This window comes from Microbacterium horticulturae, from assembly GCF_029094505.1.
Taxonomy (GTDB): domain Bacteria; phylum Actinomycetota; class Actinomycetes; order Actinomycetales; family Microbacteriaceae; genus Microbacterium; species Microbacterium horticulturae.
The window spans coordinates 1,216,716-1,232,325 of the sequence record NZ_CP119108.1 but is presented as its reverse complement, the minus strand read 5'-3'; the positions used below and the strand labels follow the sequence as shown (position 1 = coordinate 1,232,325).

15 protein-coding genes and 1 pseudogene are annotated in these 15,610 nt (G+C 65.0%); 8 read left to right on the top strand and 8 right to left on the bottom strand.

Features of this window, described 5'->3' with window-relative positions; all coding sequences use genetic code 11:
* Positions 1-7 precede the first annotated feature (7 nt).
* The 7 genes and pseudogenes from PU630_RS05780 to PU630_RS05750 form a co-directional block, all read left to right on the top strand.
* A pseudogene (locus PU630_RS05780) lies at positions 8-1,165 on the top strand (M23 family metallopeptidase); the annotation flags it as partial.
* A gap of 23 nt (positions 1,166-1,188) precedes the next feature.
* On the top strand, positions 1,189-1,455 hold the full coding sequence (locus PU630_RS05775) for a DUF6112 family protein (protein WP_275279376.1): 267 nt from the start codon (positions 1,189-1,191) through the stop codon (positions 1,453-1,455).
* Between the two features lie 137 nt (positions 1,456-1,592).
* Positions 1,593-1,865: a DUF6112 family protein gene (locus tag PU630_RS05770; protein ID WP_129073445.1), complete on the top strand. Its 273-nt coding sequence runs from the start codon at positions 1,593-1,595 to the stop codon at positions 1,863-1,865.
* Positions 1,866-1,899: 34 nt separating this feature from the next.
* Positions 1,900-3,243, top strand: coding sequence for a type IV secretion system protein (locus PU630_RS05765; protein WP_141880413.1), 1,344 nt, complete (start codon positions 1,900-1,902; stop codon positions 3,241-3,243).
* A gap of 6 nt (positions 3,244-3,249) precedes the next feature.
* Complete coding sequence (locus PU630_RS05760; protein WP_141880414.1) at positions 3,250-4,716, top strand: SCO6880 family protein; 1,467 nt, start codon at positions 3,250-3,252, stop codon at positions 4,714-4,716.
* Between the two features lie 913 nt (positions 4,717-5,629).
* Positions 5,630-6,412 carry a hypothetical protein gene (locus tag PU630_RS05755; RefSeq protein ID WP_275279375.1) on the top strand — a complete coding sequence of 261 codons (783 nt, stop codon included), beginning with the start codon at positions 5,630-5,632 and terminating at the stop codon, positions 6,410-6,412.
* The gene (locus PU630_RS05750) at positions 6,409-7,923 is read left to right on the top strand and encodes an ATP-binding protein (protein ID WP_275279374.1); all 1,515 of its coding nucleotides are present in this window, start codon (positions 6,409-6,411) and stop codon (positions 7,921-7,923) included. Before PU630_RS05755 ends, PU630_RS05750 begins: the two co-directional genes overlap by 4 nt.
* Before the next feature lie 113 nt (positions 7,924-8,036).
* On the opposite strand, the gene PU630_RS05745 is transcribed toward PU630_RS05750, so the two are convergent.
* On the bottom strand, positions 8,037-8,402 hold the full coding sequence (locus PU630_RS05745) for a helix-turn-helix domain-containing protein (RefSeq protein ID WP_054687050.1): 366 nt from the start codon (positions 8,400-8,402) through the stop codon (positions 8,037-8,039).
* Between the two features lie 118 nt (positions 8,403-8,520).
* On the opposite strand from PU630_RS05745, the gene PU630_RS05740 reads away from it, so the two are divergent.
* Complete coding sequence (locus PU630_RS05740; RefSeq protein WP_026937616.1) at positions 8,521-10,026, top strand: SulP family inorganic anion transporter; 1,506 nt, start codon at positions 8,521-8,523, stop codon at positions 10,024-10,026.
* 92 nt (positions 10,027-10,118) lie between these two features.
* Here the strand turns inward: PU630_RS05740 and PU630_RS05735 are convergent, their stop codons facing one another.
* From PU630_RS05735 to trxB, 7 genes are read right to left on the bottom strand one after another with little or no spacing between them, the layout of a single operon-like run.
* Complete coding sequence (locus PU630_RS05735) at positions 10,119-10,538, bottom strand: arsenate-mycothiol transferase ArsC (RefSeq protein ID WP_026937615.1); 420 nt, start codon at positions 10,536-10,538, stop codon at positions 10,119-10,121.
* The gene (locus PU630_RS05730) at positions 10,535-10,957 is read right to left on the bottom strand and encodes an arsenate reductase ArsC (RefSeq protein WP_054683684.1); all 423 of its coding nucleotides are present in this window, start codon (positions 10,955-10,957) and stop codon (positions 10,535-10,537) included. The genes PU630_RS05735 and PU630_RS05730 overlap by 4 nt, the downstream gene beginning before the upstream one ends.
* 27 nt (positions 10,958-10,984) lie before the next feature.
* Positions 10,985-12,199 (bottom strand): chromate efflux transporter, encoded by a 1,215-nt coding sequence (gene chrA, locus PU630_RS05725; protein WP_054683686.1) that lies wholly within the window; start codon positions 12,197-12,199, stop codon positions 10,985-10,987.
* Positions 12,196-13,200: a metalloregulator ArsR/SmtB family transcription factor gene (locus PU630_RS05720; protein ID WP_054683691.1), complete on the bottom strand. Its 1,005-nt coding sequence runs from the start codon at positions 13,198-13,200 to the stop codon at positions 12,196-12,198. Before PU630_RS05720 ends, chrA begins: the two co-directional genes overlap by 4 nt.
* Positions 13,197-14,300, bottom strand: coding sequence for an ACR3 family arsenite efflux transporter (arsB, locus tag PU630_RS05715; protein ID WP_082406260.1), 1,104 nt, complete (start codon positions 14,298-14,300; stop codon positions 13,197-13,199). Before arsB ends, PU630_RS05720 begins: the two co-directional genes overlap by 4 nt.
* On the bottom strand, positions 14,297-14,623 hold the full coding sequence (gene trxA / locus PU630_RS05710) for a thioredoxin (protein ID WP_054683694.1): 327 nt from the start codon (positions 14,621-14,623) through the stop codon (positions 14,297-14,299). The genes arsB and trxA overlap by 4 nt, the downstream gene beginning before the upstream one ends.
* Entirely contained in the window at positions 14,620-15,588 is a 969-nt protein-coding gene (trxB, locus tag PU630_RS05705; RefSeq protein WP_054683697.1) for a thioredoxin-disulfide reductase, read from the bottom strand. The genes trxA and trxB overlap by 4 nt, the downstream gene beginning before the upstream one ends.
* Between the last annotated feature and the right edge of the window lie 22 nt (positions 15,589-15,610).

The following is a 15,610-nucleotide window of genomic DNA, read 5'->3' as shown; positions in this document are numbered from 1 at the left end:
CCAACCCATGATGAAGAAGCTCGCGATCGCAGTCGTCGCCCTGATGTTCTTGGCACCGACCCTTGGGCTCGTCACCGTCGGCCTCGTGATGAATCCCGCTGTCGTTGCGTGTCTGTCCTCTTCCGGACTCACCATCGGAAACGTGCCGGATTCTCTCGTTGTGACAACAGCGAACGGCGAGACGTTCACGCTCAATAAACGGCAGCTGACCCACGCGGCAACGATCATCACCGTGGGCTCACGCATCGAGGGCATCACCCGGGATGGCGTCCAGATCGCGATCATGGCCGCGCTCACCGAGTCGACACTGCGCCAGCTCGCAAACACGGGCACCTACCCGGAATCCGGGGGCTATCCGAACGATGGGAACGGGTCCGACCACGACTCGCTCGGCCTGTTTCAGATGCGCCCACAATCAGGCTGGGGATCCGTAGCTGAACTGATGGATCCCGAGTATCAAGCTGCTGCATTCTTCGGCGGACCGTCCGGCCCCAACTACCCCTCGCCCCGGGGCCTCCTCGACATTCCTGGATGGCAGAGCATGGGTAAAGGCGAAGCCGCTCAGGCGGTCGAGGTGTCTGCCTATCCTGACCGGTACAACAACTACGAGCCCGTCGCCGAGATGATCCTCACGACCCTCACGAGCGGCACATCGACTTCTTCGACGACTGCCCCGTCTCCGGCTGACGCGGTGGCCGGATCCTCGCACGTCGTGTTCCCGTTGCCGGAAGGCACCTGGGTGCTCACTGGTGACTTCGGGCCCCGCTTTGACCCCATCACCGGAGAGAGGGCCTTCCACTCGGGCACCGATCTTGCTGCCGCTGACGGAACACCCATCCTCGCAGCAGCGGATGGTGTCGTGACAGTCGCGGAGTTCTCTGGCGGCTATGGCGGACTCGTCGTGATTGAGCACCGCATCGATGGCGAGACCATCGCGACCGCCTACGCGCATATGTGGGAGAACGGCATCCACGCCACCGTCGGAGAACACGTCATCGCTGGTCAACACATCGGTGATGTCGGCTCGTCTGGACACTCCACCGGTCCGCACCTTCACTTCGAAGTCCGACCGGGTGGCACGAATGCTGAGGCAGTCGATGCGGCCAAGTGGCTCAACGATCACGATGCCGCTGACCTTCCGGAAGCCACCGTAGGAGCCGGATGCTCAGCGATGAGAGGTGGCCACTGATGAACGTGTTCCCAGACTTCGGCAGTCTGAGCGGCATCGGTGATCTCAAGGTTGTCATCGGAGCGATGCTCACGATCATCCTGATCGTTGCCGTCCTGATGATCATCGTGAGCGCAATCATCTGGGCCATCGCCACCTCCACTGGCAATCCTGGGGCCGTCGCGAAGGCACGCGCCGGGGTCTTCGTCGCGCTGGGTGCCGCGGTCCTCGCTGGCGGTGGCGTGACGTGGATGAACTGGCTCATTCAGTTGGGTGAGCAGCTGTAGCTCGCTTGGTCATTCTGGCCGAAGGGAACGGCCAGCGTACCTGGTTCTCGACCATGTACCGCCTACCGCTTCGGCGGTGTTCACGCCAAGGAGCCACTGTGTTTGAACTCGTCACGACCATCGCCTCAGCCCTGCCGATGGACATCGACATCACCCCGAATGATTCGGGGTTGCCGGGGATTGCGCAACTGCGCACCATCGTCGGCGCCGTCATGACGATCGGCTTGATTCTCTCCGTGCTCGCGCTCATCATCTCGGCGATCGTCTGGGGATTCGGATCGAACTCGTCCAACCCGCACCTCGCGTCTCGCGGCAAGCTCGGCGTACTCATCTCCTGTGGTGCCGCCGTCATTTGCGGCGCATCGGTGACCCTCATCAACTTCTTCTGGAACGTCGGACAGCAGGTCTGAGACCCACCCATCCATCACTTCCTGGAGGCCTGCGATGAGTGTCTGCGATATTCCTGTCATCTCCAACGTGTGTGATGCCGTCGGTGAGGGGGCCGCAACACTCGTGTCAGCGCCATTCGACTGGCTCGCCTCCACGATGGGGCAAGCTGCCGGATGGCTCATCGAAGCCATGTGGACCGTCTTCGACAGCACAACCCTCGTGGACGTCCAATCCCCGGGCTACCTGAACGTCTACAACCTGCTCTTCGGCATCGGTGTCTTCATCGTTCTCCTGTTCTTCTGCTTCCAGCTGATTCTCGGCCTGATCCGGCGCGAACCCGCCGCACTTTCCCGCGCGGCCCTCGGCGCAGCCAAGGCGGTCCTGGGATCGTTCGTCGTCATCACGTTGACGGCGACGGCCTTGGAGATCGTGGATCAGCTGTGCATCGGGGTTGTTCAGGCCGCGGGAGAAACCACCGCCACCATGGGCGACAAGATCGCGCTCCTGACCGCGGGACTCACGACAATCAATATCGCTGCTCCCGGGGTCGGTGCGATCGTCACAATCTTCCTCGCCGGGCTCATGATCTGTGCTGTCGCTATCGTGTGGTTCTCGCTCCTGATCCGCAAGGCGCTGCTGCTCGTCGCAATAGTGCTCGCGCCGATCGCATTCGGTGGAGCGGCATGGGATGTCACCCGCGGATGGATCGGCAAATGGGCCGCGTTCGTGGTCGCGCTCATCATCTCCAAGCTCGTACTCGTCGTCGTGTTCCTCATTGCGATCACGCAGGTCTCGACCCCGATCGAGGCTGACTTGTCGGCAGTGACTGAACCGATCTCAGGCATCGTGCTGCTGTTCATCGCAGCCTTTGCGCCGTACATGGTCTACCGGTTCATCTCTTTCCTCGGCTTCGATCTTTACCACGCGATGGGAAGCGAGCAGGAAGCGAAGAGCGCCGTGAACCGACCGGTGCCTGTGCCGTCGAAGCTTCAGAGCGACGGAGTGAAGAAAGTTCTCGACGGTGGCTCCGGTGGTGGCGGGACATCCAACGCCGCTCCAGCAGCAACCGCTTCACCCAGCGCGTCTGCTTCGGGTGGGGCGACGTCCGGCGGATCAGCTGCCGGAGCGGGGGCGGGAGCCAGTGCCGGTGCCGGTGGCGCTGCCGCAGCTGCCGGCCCCGCAGCGGCAGCGGTCATTGGCGCGAAGGTCATCAAAGCTGCCGCTACTGCCGGACCCCAGCTCGGAGGCGCTGTTGGCAGCACAGCCGAAACTGCGGCTGCCGGTGCAGGTGGTTCGGGTGCGGCTGCACCCGCTCCTCATTCCACGCCTCAGCCTCCTGCACCGCGATCAGATCCAGCACCACCCAGAACCCAGCAGCCACGATCTGGGAAGGAATAGCTGACCATGTCAAAGGACTACGACAATCAACGAGCCGGGGACCTCATTCCGGTGAAATTCTCCCGACTGACACGAAGGGGCATCCTGCTCGGTCTATCCCTCTCACAGCTGGTGGCGCTCGGAATTGGTGTGACCACGCTTGTGTGGGCCTTCTATGCCGGCGGCGGCATGCTCATCGCGTTGTCGGCACCCGTATGGCTCTGTGCCGCATCCGTGGTGTGGATCCGGATCGCTGGGCGTCCGATCGTCGAATGGATTCCCGTTGCCTTCTGGTGGATGTGGAAAACCACCGGTGGACAGCTGCTCTACCGGCGACGCGTTGTGAAGCCGCGGCCTGCGGGCTCGCTCGCACTACCCGGCGACATGGCACGGCTGCGCGAGTACGACGACCCGATCACTGGCGCCGGAATGGTTCATGACCCCACCGCCAGCACTCTCACGGCCATCATTGCAGTCTCGCACCCAGCATTCGCGCTCCTCGATCCCGGTGAGCAGGAACGGCGTGTCTCCTCCTGGGGGCGTGTGCTCGCGACCGTCTGCAGGTCCGGGCGCCTCTCAATGATGCAAGTGCTTGAGCGCACCCTCCCAGACTCCGGGACAGGACTCGCTGAATGGTGGGCATCGCACGGCAACGCAGATGACTCCTGGGCCTCGACGACGTACGCCGAACTCATCGACCGCGCAGCACCCGCTGGAGAACGCCACGCCACCACGCTCTCCCTCTCGCTCGACATGCAGACAGCGGCACGACAGATCCGCACTGCCGGTGGTGGCATCCGTGGCGCTGCTGCTGTCCTTCGCCAAGAGATGTCCACGCTCATCGCCGCGCTGCGCTCAGCCGACCTCGCACCCTCATCGTGGTTGACGTGCGGCGAGATCGCCGTCATCCTGCGTTCGGCATACGACCCGGCAGTCGCCGCGACACTTGAACGGCACGGCGAACTCGGCCAGTCGCTCGCCACCGCAGGTCCGGTCGCAGTGAACGAATCCTGGTCCCGGCTACGCACAGACTCGGCCTTCCACGCGGTGTTATGGATCTCAGAGTGGCCGCGGTCGATGGTCTACCCGGGCTTCTTGGCACCCGTGCTTCTGTCGACCGGGATACAGCGGTCCTTCTCGCTGCTCTGCACACCGATGCGGTCCGACCAGGCAGCACGTGACATCCGAAAAAAGAAGACGGAGTACATCTCAGACGCAGCTCAGCGTCAACGCATCGGCCAGATAGAGGATGCCTCGCAGACGGCTGAGTTTCAGGACGTTCTCCAGCAGGAAGCTGACCTCACGGCTGGGCACGGCGTCCTGCGCTACACCGGACTCATCTCGGTCTCAGCACGAACAGCCGAAGACCTCGACGCCGCCGTCGCCGCGATCGAGCAAGCCGCCATTCAAGCATCCTGCGAGACGCGCCTCCTCGTCGGACAGCAGGCCCAAGCATTCACCGCCGCGGCTCTGCCACTTTGTCGCGTGGTGTGAGCCATACACAGCGCGTGCACGGAGCCGGTCCACTACCGCGCCTGGCAACGATGAATCAGGTGTCTAGGCATCGATCGATATGGTGTGCCCGGCGATCCATGCTGCGTCACGACAGCGCCCTACGTCGCGAAATATGTCAACAGTTACGTTCCGATCTGGCGCCTCCTGTCCACCGAAAACGGTGGCAGTCTATTTCGGCGCTCCTACGTTTCGGCGGGAAGTTTCGGCGGGCACTTTACTGGCGCACCCCATGCGCCTTGCTCTGGGCGCGGAAGCCCGTCAAAAACGATCGTTTTCGGCGAGTCGCGCGGGCCGTTCTGATAGACGCGAACCGCCAGAAGCATTGCTGGCATTTGATCGCGAGAATCGGGAGAACGTCCAGCCTTCCGACCTTGGTTTATAGGCCGCAATGGCTGTCGCGCATCCCATGGGATGCACGACAGCTGCCTATCCGTGGGATCGGCTGACGCCACGAGTGTTGAGGGCTTCGGGCAGAAGTGCCGATGACTTGGGACATCGACACGCGCAGGTATCTGAGCTACTTGCCACGATCACGGAACTGGCTCAGACAAGCACGTTTAAGGATCTGAAGAGCCCGGCCCTCGTCGTCCAGGAGTCTCTAAAGAGTGGAAAGGTCATAGAACCTAGATCCTGTTCGCAAGCGACGATCCCCGGACAGAATGGCGAATCGTGGCGTCCTAGCGCGGCTCTGCCCGCACAGTGTTGCAGTGAGAGCCAAGTTGGCGAGCGAGCAACATCATGGTGACCCGTCGGCGCAAGCGCACGAATACATGCCCTCAGCCTCATGTTGCTTGTTCACGTGGCGTCCGATTGACCCACCACTGGGGCCTTCGACGTAGAGGATCGTTGCGTGCACCTCCTGGATGTCACGCAACTACCTTGGGAGGTCGCCATGCCCACGTTCTACGATCCCGGCGCTGACGCCGGGGAAGCATCCGAAGCGTTGCGCGGTCTCGCCCACGCGACACGAACGTTCGAGAGTCCTCAGAATCTCTACGGCGTTCTCGGTGACCTGCTTTCAGGCGTGCAATCGCTCAAGCAGATTCTCGATCAGCTCGCCTCCGCCCACGTCAAGAATCGCCCTCGCGCGTTCGACGACCAAGGTGACCACTCCATCGGATCCAAGGATGCCCTGGCAGCCGCCGACGAACTACACCAAGCCGCGACCCTGATCGACCAGGCCGAGGAACGACTCGACGCCGCAGCGGGTGCGGCGAGTCGCGTTGCTTGGCACGAAGTTCCAGCCAGCGAAGCACCGGCTGTCGCTCGTTGGATCAATGTCGTCTTCATGCAAGGTCAAGAGGCGGGAGAGGTGCTGGACATAATCGACGCCGACGGTGCTCTCGCCGGGCTCAACCATCTGAAGTACTGGGATTACGGCGACGAGACCACCAGCGCAGCGATGGAGAATGGATACGTCTACGACGCGCCGCCGAGCGGGCCGCTTGAGCATGAACTGCACGACGGTGATTACCACCTCGCCTACAGTCACGCGTTCGCGCACGTCGCGCTCTACCGAATCCACGCGGTGGACATGGTAGATCAACTGCCAGATGACGCTCGAAGCCTTGCTGCTCCGTCGGCACCGAGCCGGGCTCGCGAGTCTCAGAGAGTTTCTTGGTTTGAGCCCGCCAGCATCACGGCGGTCAGGCAGCAGCGAGGTCTGGGACTGTGAGCCGCAACAATGCCGAGCGCCTGCACACTGCGGTCCTCGTCGCTCCAGCATCCGAGAAGCGGCGCATACGCAAGCAGCGCAGGCAGGCTGCCGCGAAGTTGCAAGCGGAGCAACTGAGGGCTGAGCATCAGGCATCCCGCGCAAAGTACGCCGCGGATCTGGCTGAGCGTCGGGCAACCACATACATTTCGCCTACTGGTGAACCGGGACCAGCTCAGCTGCGTTCGCCCGGAAGGCTTCGTCTGCCACGGCATCAAGACACCTCGGCAACCCTTGCGGGTGCGTACCCATTCTTGGCTGAAGGTGGGCTCGGATCCGACGGGGTCTTCGTTGGTCAGGATCTGTACTCCGGGGGATCTTTCGTCTACGACCCCTGGGTGCTCTACGCGCGCGGCCTCATCACCGCCCCGAACCTCGTGCTCGCAGGCATTGTCGGCTCCGGAAAATCCAGCTTGGCTAAGAGCCTCTACACACGTTCGATCCCGTTCGGTCGTCGCGTCTACGTCCCCGGCGATCCGAAGGGCGAGCACACTGCGATCGCTGAAGCTGTGGGTGGGCGGGCGATCGTGCTCGGTCATGGGCTTGCCGCTCGGCTCAATCCTCTCGACGAAGGCTACCGACCCGCCGGAATGAGCGAGGAGACCTGGGCATCCACGGTCGCCGCTCGACGACGCGACTTGATCGGCGCACTCGCCGAAACGGTTCTGACGCGCCCCCTCACGCCTTTGGAACACACTGCGATCGACACTGCTCTGACCGGGGTCGTTCGCAGCAACGATGTACCGATCCTGCCAATGATTGTCGAACACATCCTCACCCCGACAGAGCAGGCCGATCCGGATGGGCGCCTCGCTGAAGACGGGCGTCTCGTCGGGCATGCACTTCGGCGTCTTGTCGCCGGTGACCTCGCCGGACTCTTCGATGGTCCGTCGACAGTGCGTTTCGATCCGTCACTACCGATGATCTCTCTTGACCTATCGAGAGTCACAGAGAACTCGACTCTGACCTCGGTCCTCATGACCTGTTCGTCGGCTTGGATGGAATCCGCCCTACTCGACCCCAACGGTGGTCAGCGCTGGTGCATCTACGACGAGGCATGGCGCCTCATGTCTCATCCGGCGTTGTTGCGTCGGATGGATGCGCACTGGCGGCTCGCCCGCCACTACGGGATCGCGAACATGTTGATCTTCCACAAGCTGACCGACTTGGAGAATGTCGGTGACCAGGGCTCCGCGATGCGAGCGCTGGCAAGCAGCCTTCTCGCTAACGCCGAGACGCGAATCATCTACCGGCAGGAATCCGATCAGCTCGGAGCCACTGCGAGAGCGCTCGGGCTTACCGGCACCGAGCAGAGGTTGCTGCCCGGGCTCGGCGTGGGCCAAGGACTCTGGCGCATCAAGGACCGTTCCTTCGTTTGCCAACACCAGTTACACCCCGGAGAGCTGGAACTTTTCGATACCACCAGCCGAATGACGAGCGAAACCCGCAAGTTCACGATTCCTGAAGACTAAATCGCCGGAAGAAGCGGGTTCAGGCCATGGTTTCTGAGGTGTGGGGTTGCATGTTCCGCGAACATGCAACCCCACCGGTGAACACTTGGGCCGGGCGTGCATCTGCCGCAGGCTTATACGTCGCGGAGGCGCGCGATGAGTTCGTCGGCGGCGTCCAGTTGTTTCGCGAGTTTCTCGCGACGCTCCTCTGCGTCGGTCACGAACGTATCCAGCGCTGCGCGCGCGGCGCTGTCTGACGGATCATCCGCCAGTGCGTCAGCAGCGGCGAGGACTTCGCCCATCTGGTCGAGGGAGAACCCGAGCGGCTTCATCCGGCGGATCAGGAGGAGCCGCTCGACGTCGGCGTCGGTGTAGAGGCGGAACCCGCCACTGGTGCGGTCGCTCGGGGAGACGAGCCCGATCTCGTCGTAGTGGCGGAGGGTGCGCAGCGACAGGCTGGTGCGCTCAGCGACCTCGCCGATATGGATCGTTCCTGCCATCGGGTACTCCTCTGCCTCGATTTGGCACCCAACCCTCACGTAACGGTAGAGTTGGGTTTGGCGGGCTCCGACCTCGACCGCCGTCACCCTATTTTCCCGCACCTCTCTGGGAGGCAGAATGAGCGCGCCCGCACGCGACAAGGAACGCTACTGGCCTCGGCCGACCGTGATGGATGTGTTCCGTTCGCCGAAGCTGTTGACGAAGGAAGTCCTCGCGGGTATGGTGGTCGGCCTCGCGCTCATCCCGGAGGCCATCGCGTTCGCGATCGCCGCAGGCGTGCCGGCCGAGGTGGGCTTGTTCTCCTCGATCGTGATGGCAATCTCGATCGCGTTCCTCGGTGGGCGGCCCGCGATGATTACCGCGGCGACCGCAGCGATCGCGCTCGTCATCCGGCCGGTCGCCGACGAGTACGGCCTCGACTACCTCATCGCGACCGTGATCCTCGGCGGCATCTTCCAGATCGTTCTCGGCCTGCTCGGTGTCGGCAAGCTCATGCGGTTCATCCCGCGCAGCGTGATGGTCGGGTTCGTCAACGCCCTCGCGATCCTCATCGCTGTCGCCCAATTGGAGCATTTCACCGGCGCGTCCTGGCTGATGTACCCGATGATCATCGTCAGCATCCTGATCCTATGGCTCTTCCCGAAGCTCACGAAGGCTGTGCCCGCGCCTCTGGTGGTCGTGATCGTGATGACCCTCGCGGTGTGGCTGCTGAACCTCGATGTGAAGACCGTCGGCGGTCTCGGCGAACTGCCCGGCGGCCCGCCGATGCCGTTCTTCCCCGATGTACCGCTCACCTTCGAGACACTGCAAATCATTGCCCCGTATGCCCTCGGCATGGCCGCGGTGGGGCTCATGGAGTCACTGATGACCGCGAAGCTCGTGGACGACATCACCGACACGCACTCGAACAAGACCCGCGAGGCGATGGGGCAAGGCGGCGCGAACATCCTCTCTGGCCTCTTCGGTGGCATGGGTGGCTGCGCGATGATCGGGCAGACCATGATCAACGTGCGCGCCTCCGGCGCCCGCACCCGCGTCTCCACGTTCGCCGCCGGCGTGTTCCTCCTGATCCTGGTGTGGTTCCTCGGCCCGATAATGAACCTGATCCCCATCGGGGCACTGGTGGCGATCATGTTCATGGTCGCGTTCCTCACCTTCGACTGGCACTCCATCGCACCCTCCACGCTGAAGCGGATGCCCAAGAGCGAGACGATCGTGATGCTCGTCACCGTCATCCCGGTGCTCATCACCCACAACCTCTCCGTCGGGGTCATCATCGGCGTGTTCGTCGCCGCGATCCTGTTCGTGCGCCGCGTCGCCCACTTCACCACCGTCACCCGCACCTTCAGCGCTAACGAAGACACGGCGCACTATGAGGTCGATGGCGAGCTGTTCTTCGCGTCCTCGAACGACCTGACCACCCAGTTCGAGTACGCCGACGACCCGAAGCGTGTCGTGATCGACATGTCGAAGTCGCACGTGTGGGACGCCTCGACCGTCGCAGCGCTCGATGGAATCGAGCAGAAGTACCGCGAACACGACATCGAGGTCGAGATCATCGGCTTGAACGAGGCGAGCGGAACCTTCCACGCACGATTGAGCGGGAACCTGCCCTCACACTGACCCGACTGCGTGCTCGGCTCATGCAAGGCTCATCGGCCGTCCGCCGCGCTGGACGGGAGGGCCAGCGACTACTCCTGCCCTCCCGTTCAGAGTTACGACATCGCGGCGCTGAGCTCGCTGGCGAGGCGCAGGACGCGTTCGGCGATCTGATCCCGGATCGCCCGCGTGCGGTCGCCGCCGCCGACGTCGGATGCAGCCTGGTCTTCGAAGGTCCAGGTCTCGATCGTTCCGGCCATGCCGTCGACCGGGGCGACCTTCGCCTCGTCGCCGAGCACGATGACCCGATCCACGCTGCGGAGGATCTCGGGATCGATGGGCTTCGGATACTCGCCCTCCATCGACGCACCGACCTCGACGATCGCTTCCTCGGCGAGGGCACTAAGCGTATCGCCCGGCGCAGTACCGGCCGAATAGACGGTGATGGCGTCGCCGGCGTGCTGCCGCATGAGCGCGGCGGCCATCTGCGATTTGCCGCCGTTCTTCTTGCAGACGAACAGCACCGACGCGCTCATGCGCTGGCCGCCTCGGTGCTCGCGGGCTCGAGGGAGGCGATGAGTTCCTGGATGCGGCGTTTGATGTCGTCGCGGATCGGACGGACAGCGTCGATGCCCTGGCCCGCGGGGTCATCGAGCTTCCAATCCTCGTAGCGCTTGCCGGGGAAGAACGGGCAGGCGTCGCCGCAGCCCATCGTGATGACGACATCGGAGTCCTGCACGGCGTCGGTGGTGAGGATCTTCGGGGCCTCGCCGCGGATGTCGATGCCCTCTTCGAGCATCGCCTCGACGGCGACGGGATTGATTTGGTCCGCGGGGATCGAGCCTGCCGAACGGACCTCGATGCGGTCGCCCGCGAGGTGGCGGAGGTAGCCTGCGGCCATCTGGGAACGGCCGGCGTTGTGGACGCAGACGAACAGGACGGTGGGAGTAGACATGAGGGTTCTCGTTTCCGATCGGGTCGGTCAGGTGAGGGTGGTGGCGAGGATGCCGCCTGCGGCTCCGATGATCACGACGATCCAGGGCGGGAGCTTCCACGCGACGAGCAGCACGAAGCAGACCAGCGCGAGTGCGAAGGCGGGCGGGGTGAGGATCGCGGTGGTGAACACGGGTGTGTAGAGGGCGGCGGCGAGGATGCCGACGACGGCCGCGTTCGCGCCCCGCATGATGGCCTGAACCCGCTCGTGGTGCTGCAGGCGGTTCCAGAACGGCAGCACGCCGATGAGGAGGAGGAAGCCGGGCAGGAAGATCCCGGCCAGCGCGATGCCCGCCCCCGCCGCCCCGCCCGGGCCGACGTCAGCGGCGCCGCCGAGGAAAGCGGCGAGGGTGAACAGCGGGCCAGGCACGGCCTGGGCTGCACCGTATCCGGCGAGGAAGTCCGCGTTCGTGACCCAGCCGGGATCGACGACGCCGGATTGCAGGAGCGGGAGCACGACGTGCCCGCCGCCGAATACGAGCGCTCCGGCCCGCGCGAACGCATCGAACAGGGCGACGCTGTCGTTGCCGGTGACGGCGGCGAGGATCGGCATCCCGGCCAGGATTGCGACGAACAGGGTGAGCGCGGCGATCCCCGCGGCCCGGGTCACCGGGAACCGCACCGCTGTCGCCGTGTTCGCGGCGGGTGCGCGGCAGACGAAGTATCCGGCGATCCCGCCGAGGACGATCGCCATGATTTGGCCGAGCGATCCGGCCAGCAGCAGCGCGGCGAGGGCTGCGACGGCTGCGATCGCGGCGCGCTGCCGGTCCGGGGTGAGTGTCTTCGCCATGCCGAGGACGGCCTGCGCGACGATCGCGACCGCCACGATCTTCAGCCCGGCGAGGATGCCTTCCCCGATGGTGCCGGTGAACAGGGCGGCGCCGGAGGCGAAGGCGAGCATGAGGGCCGCGGACGGGAGCGTGAAGGCGATGAATGCGGCCAGCGCGCCCCGGTATCCGGCGCGGTGCAGGCCGATGCCGAACCCGACCTGGCTCGAGGCCGGGCCGGGAAGGAACTGGCACAGCGCGACCAGGTCGGCGTAGGCGCGGTCGTCCATCCAGCGTCGGCGTTCCACGATCTCGGTGCGGAAGTAGCCCAGGTGCGCGATCGGCCCGCCGAACGAGGTCACCCCGAGGCGCAGGAACACCCGGAACACTTCCCACGCCGACCCGCGCACCGGCGCACGTCGCGTCTCGCTTGTCATGCGCCGTCACCGTCGACGGGAACGCACAGCTCGGCGAGCAGGCCACGGACGCGGGCCTCGATGTCAGCGGCGATCGCCGCAACGCCGTCTTCGGAGGCGAGGGCGGGGTCACCGACAGCCCAATCTTCGTAGCGGACGCCGGGGATGATCGGGCACACGTCCCCGCAGCCCATCGTGACCACGACGTCCGCGGCGCGGACGGCGTCGTCGGTGAGCGGCTTCGGGAACGCGGCCGCGGCGTCCTGCTCGCCTTCGATGTCGGCGAGGATCGAGCGCACGTGCGGGTGCACCTCGGCCGCTGGCGTCGACCCGGCCGACCGGGCAACAACCGCACCGCCGGAGAGCTGATTGACGAGGGCGGCGGCGAGCTGAGAACGGCCCGCGTTTGCGACGCACACGAACAGCACCTGCGGCATCCCCGTTTCGCGATCCCGTGTGAGGTCGGCGAGACGCTGACGGGCGAAACGTTCGGTGAGCGGGATCATATGCTGGGTGAGCTTCGCCGAGCGGACGAGACCCGCGAACGACTCGCGCACGATCGTGACGACGAGGTTGCGGTTCAGGTGCGTCATCTCGTCGGCGAGCTCGGCGGCGAGGTGCTCGACCTTCGCGTCGAGGGCGGCCAGTGCCGTCGCGCGGTCTTCCTGCTCGGCCTGCGCGTCGGCGATCGCGGCGGGCGCGAACGCGTCCAGCAGCGCGGTCACGGCCTGCTTCCGCGCCGGCAGGATGCTGTAGTACACCCAGGTGCCGCGCCGCTCGGAGGCCAGCAGCCCGGTGTCCTTGAGCTTCTTCAAGTGATGCGAGACGGTGGGCTGGGAGACGTCGGCGAGCTCGGCGAGGTCGCACACGCAGGCCTCGCCGCGCGGGTCCGTCGCGATCGCCGACAGCATCCGCAGCCGGAACGGATCGGCCAGCGCCTTGAGCGTTGAAGCGACAGCATCGGCGGCGTCTTCGCCGATGACGTGCGTCGGGGTCGGTGTGCAGAGCTCGGTGGTGGTCATGATGCCCTCGATTTGGTGACGGCGGGAACCGCATACGGGTCGGTGTGGAACCACGTGCGGGCGGCCCAGAGCGAGACATAGACCAGACCCACGAGCACGGGCACCTCGATGAGCGGGCCGACGACGCCTGCGAGGGCCTGGCCGCTGGTCGCGCCGAAGGTGCCGATCGCGACGGCGATGGCGAGCTCGAAGTTGTTGCCTGCCGCCGTGAACGCGAGGGTCGTCGAGCGGGCGTAGTTGAGGCCGATGCCCTTCCCGAGCAGGAGGCCTGCGAACCACATGATCGCGAAGTACGCCAACAGCGGCAGCGCGATCCGGGCGACGTCCCACGGCTGCGACGTGATCGCCTCACCCTGCAGCGCGAATAGCAGCACGATCGTGAACAGGAGGCCGTAGAGCGCGAACGGGCCGATAAAGGGGATGAACTTCGCCTCGTACCAGTCGCGGCCCTTCGCCTTCTCACCGAAGAAGCGAGTGAGGAACCCAGCCGCGAGCGGGACGCCAAGGAATACGAGCACGTTGATCGCGATCTGCCCGATCGAGACATCCAGGCCTTGGGAGTCGAGGCCGAGCCAGCCCGGCAGCACGGTGAGGTAGAACCAGCCGAGCAGCGAGAACGCGACGACCTGGAACACGGAGTTGATGAACACCAGCACCGCGGTCGCTTCACGGTCGCCGCAAGCGAGGTCGTTCCAGATCACCACCATCGCGATGCAACGCGCGAGCCCCACGATGATGAGACCGGTGCGGTACTCGGGCAGATCGGGCAGGAAGAGCCACGCGAGGGCGAACATCACGGCAGGCCCTGCGATCCAGTTCAGGATCAGCGATGAGACGAGGAGCTTTTTGTCTCCCGTGACAGCGGCGACCTTGTCGTAGCGGACCTTCGCCAGCACCGGATACATCATCACCAGCAGTCCGAGACCGATCGGCACCGAGATACCACCGACCTCCATATGCGCGAGCAGGTCGGACAGTGCGGGGATGAAGCGGCCGAGGAGGAGGCCCGCGACCATGGCGAGCCCGATCCACAGCGGCAGCCACCGGTCAAGGGTGGACAGCTTCGCCGGCATCGCGCGGGTCTGGGTTGCGGTGCTCATACGATCAGCTCGTCAATCTTGCCCGCGATGATCGGCTTCGGGTGTGCGCCGATGAGCACGTCGACGCGCTCACCGCCCCGGTAGAACCCGAGAGTCGGGATCGACGTGACATCAGCAGCCATCGCGGTCTGCGGGTTGGCATCCGCGTCGAGCTTCACGATCTTCACGCGGCCGTCGTACTCGCCGGCGAGATCGTCGAGGATCGGTGCGATCGCCTTGCACGGCCCGCACCAGGTCGCCCAGATGTCGACCACGACGGGGATGTCGGACTGCAGCACCTCGGCCTCGAACGTGGCATCGGTGACGGTGATGGTCGCGCTCATGCGGACACCTCCAGAAGTTCGGTCTCGGTCTCGTCGGCAGGCAGGCCGGCGAGGAAATGCTGCGCGTCAAGGGCCGCGGCACAGCCCGTGCCCGATGCCGTGATCGCCTGCCGGTAACGGCGGTCGACGAGATCACCCGCGGCGAACACGCCAGGCAGGTTCGTCGCGGTCGACGGATGGTCGACGAGCACGTAGCCGTCGTCGTCGAGATCGACCTGCCCGGTCAGCAGCTCCGAGCGCGGGTCGTGCCCGATCGCAACGAACACGCCAGAGATCGGAAGGGCACGCTCGTCACCGGTGACGGTGTCGCGCAGGCGGAGCGCTTCGACGGCGTTCTCACCGACGAGCTCGGCGACTTCACTGTTCCAGGCGACCTCGATCTTCGGATCGGCGCGCACCCGCTCGGCCATGATCTTCGACGCCCGGAAGTCATCACGCCGGTGCACGATCGTGACCTTCGACGCGAAGCGCGTGAGGAACAGTGCCTCTTCCATCGCGGAGTCCCCGCCGCCGACGACGGCGATCTCCTTCTCGCGGAAGAAGAAGCCGTCGCAGGTCGCGCACCATGACAGGCCGTGACCGGAGAGCCGAGCTTCCTCGGCGAGGCCGAGCTTGCGGTAAGCGGAACCGGTGGTGAGGATCACGCTACGCGCCTCGAACGTTTCGCCCGAGCCGGTCTCGATCGTCTTGACCTCGCCTGCGAGGTCGAGCCGGGTCGCGTCGTCGTAGACGATACGCGCCCCGAAGCGCTCGGCCTGCGCACGCATCGCGTCCATCAGGTCCGGGCCCTGCACCCCGTCGGTGAAGCCCGGGAAGTTCTCGACCTCGGTGGTCGTCATGAGCGAACCGCCGGCGGTCACCGAGCCAGCGACCACGACGGGAGAAAGTCCCGCCCTGGCCGCGTAGACCGCGGCCGTATACCCCGCCGGACCAGACCCGACGATCACCACCTGTTGCATCGACATGTCTCTATATTGACATTCATCG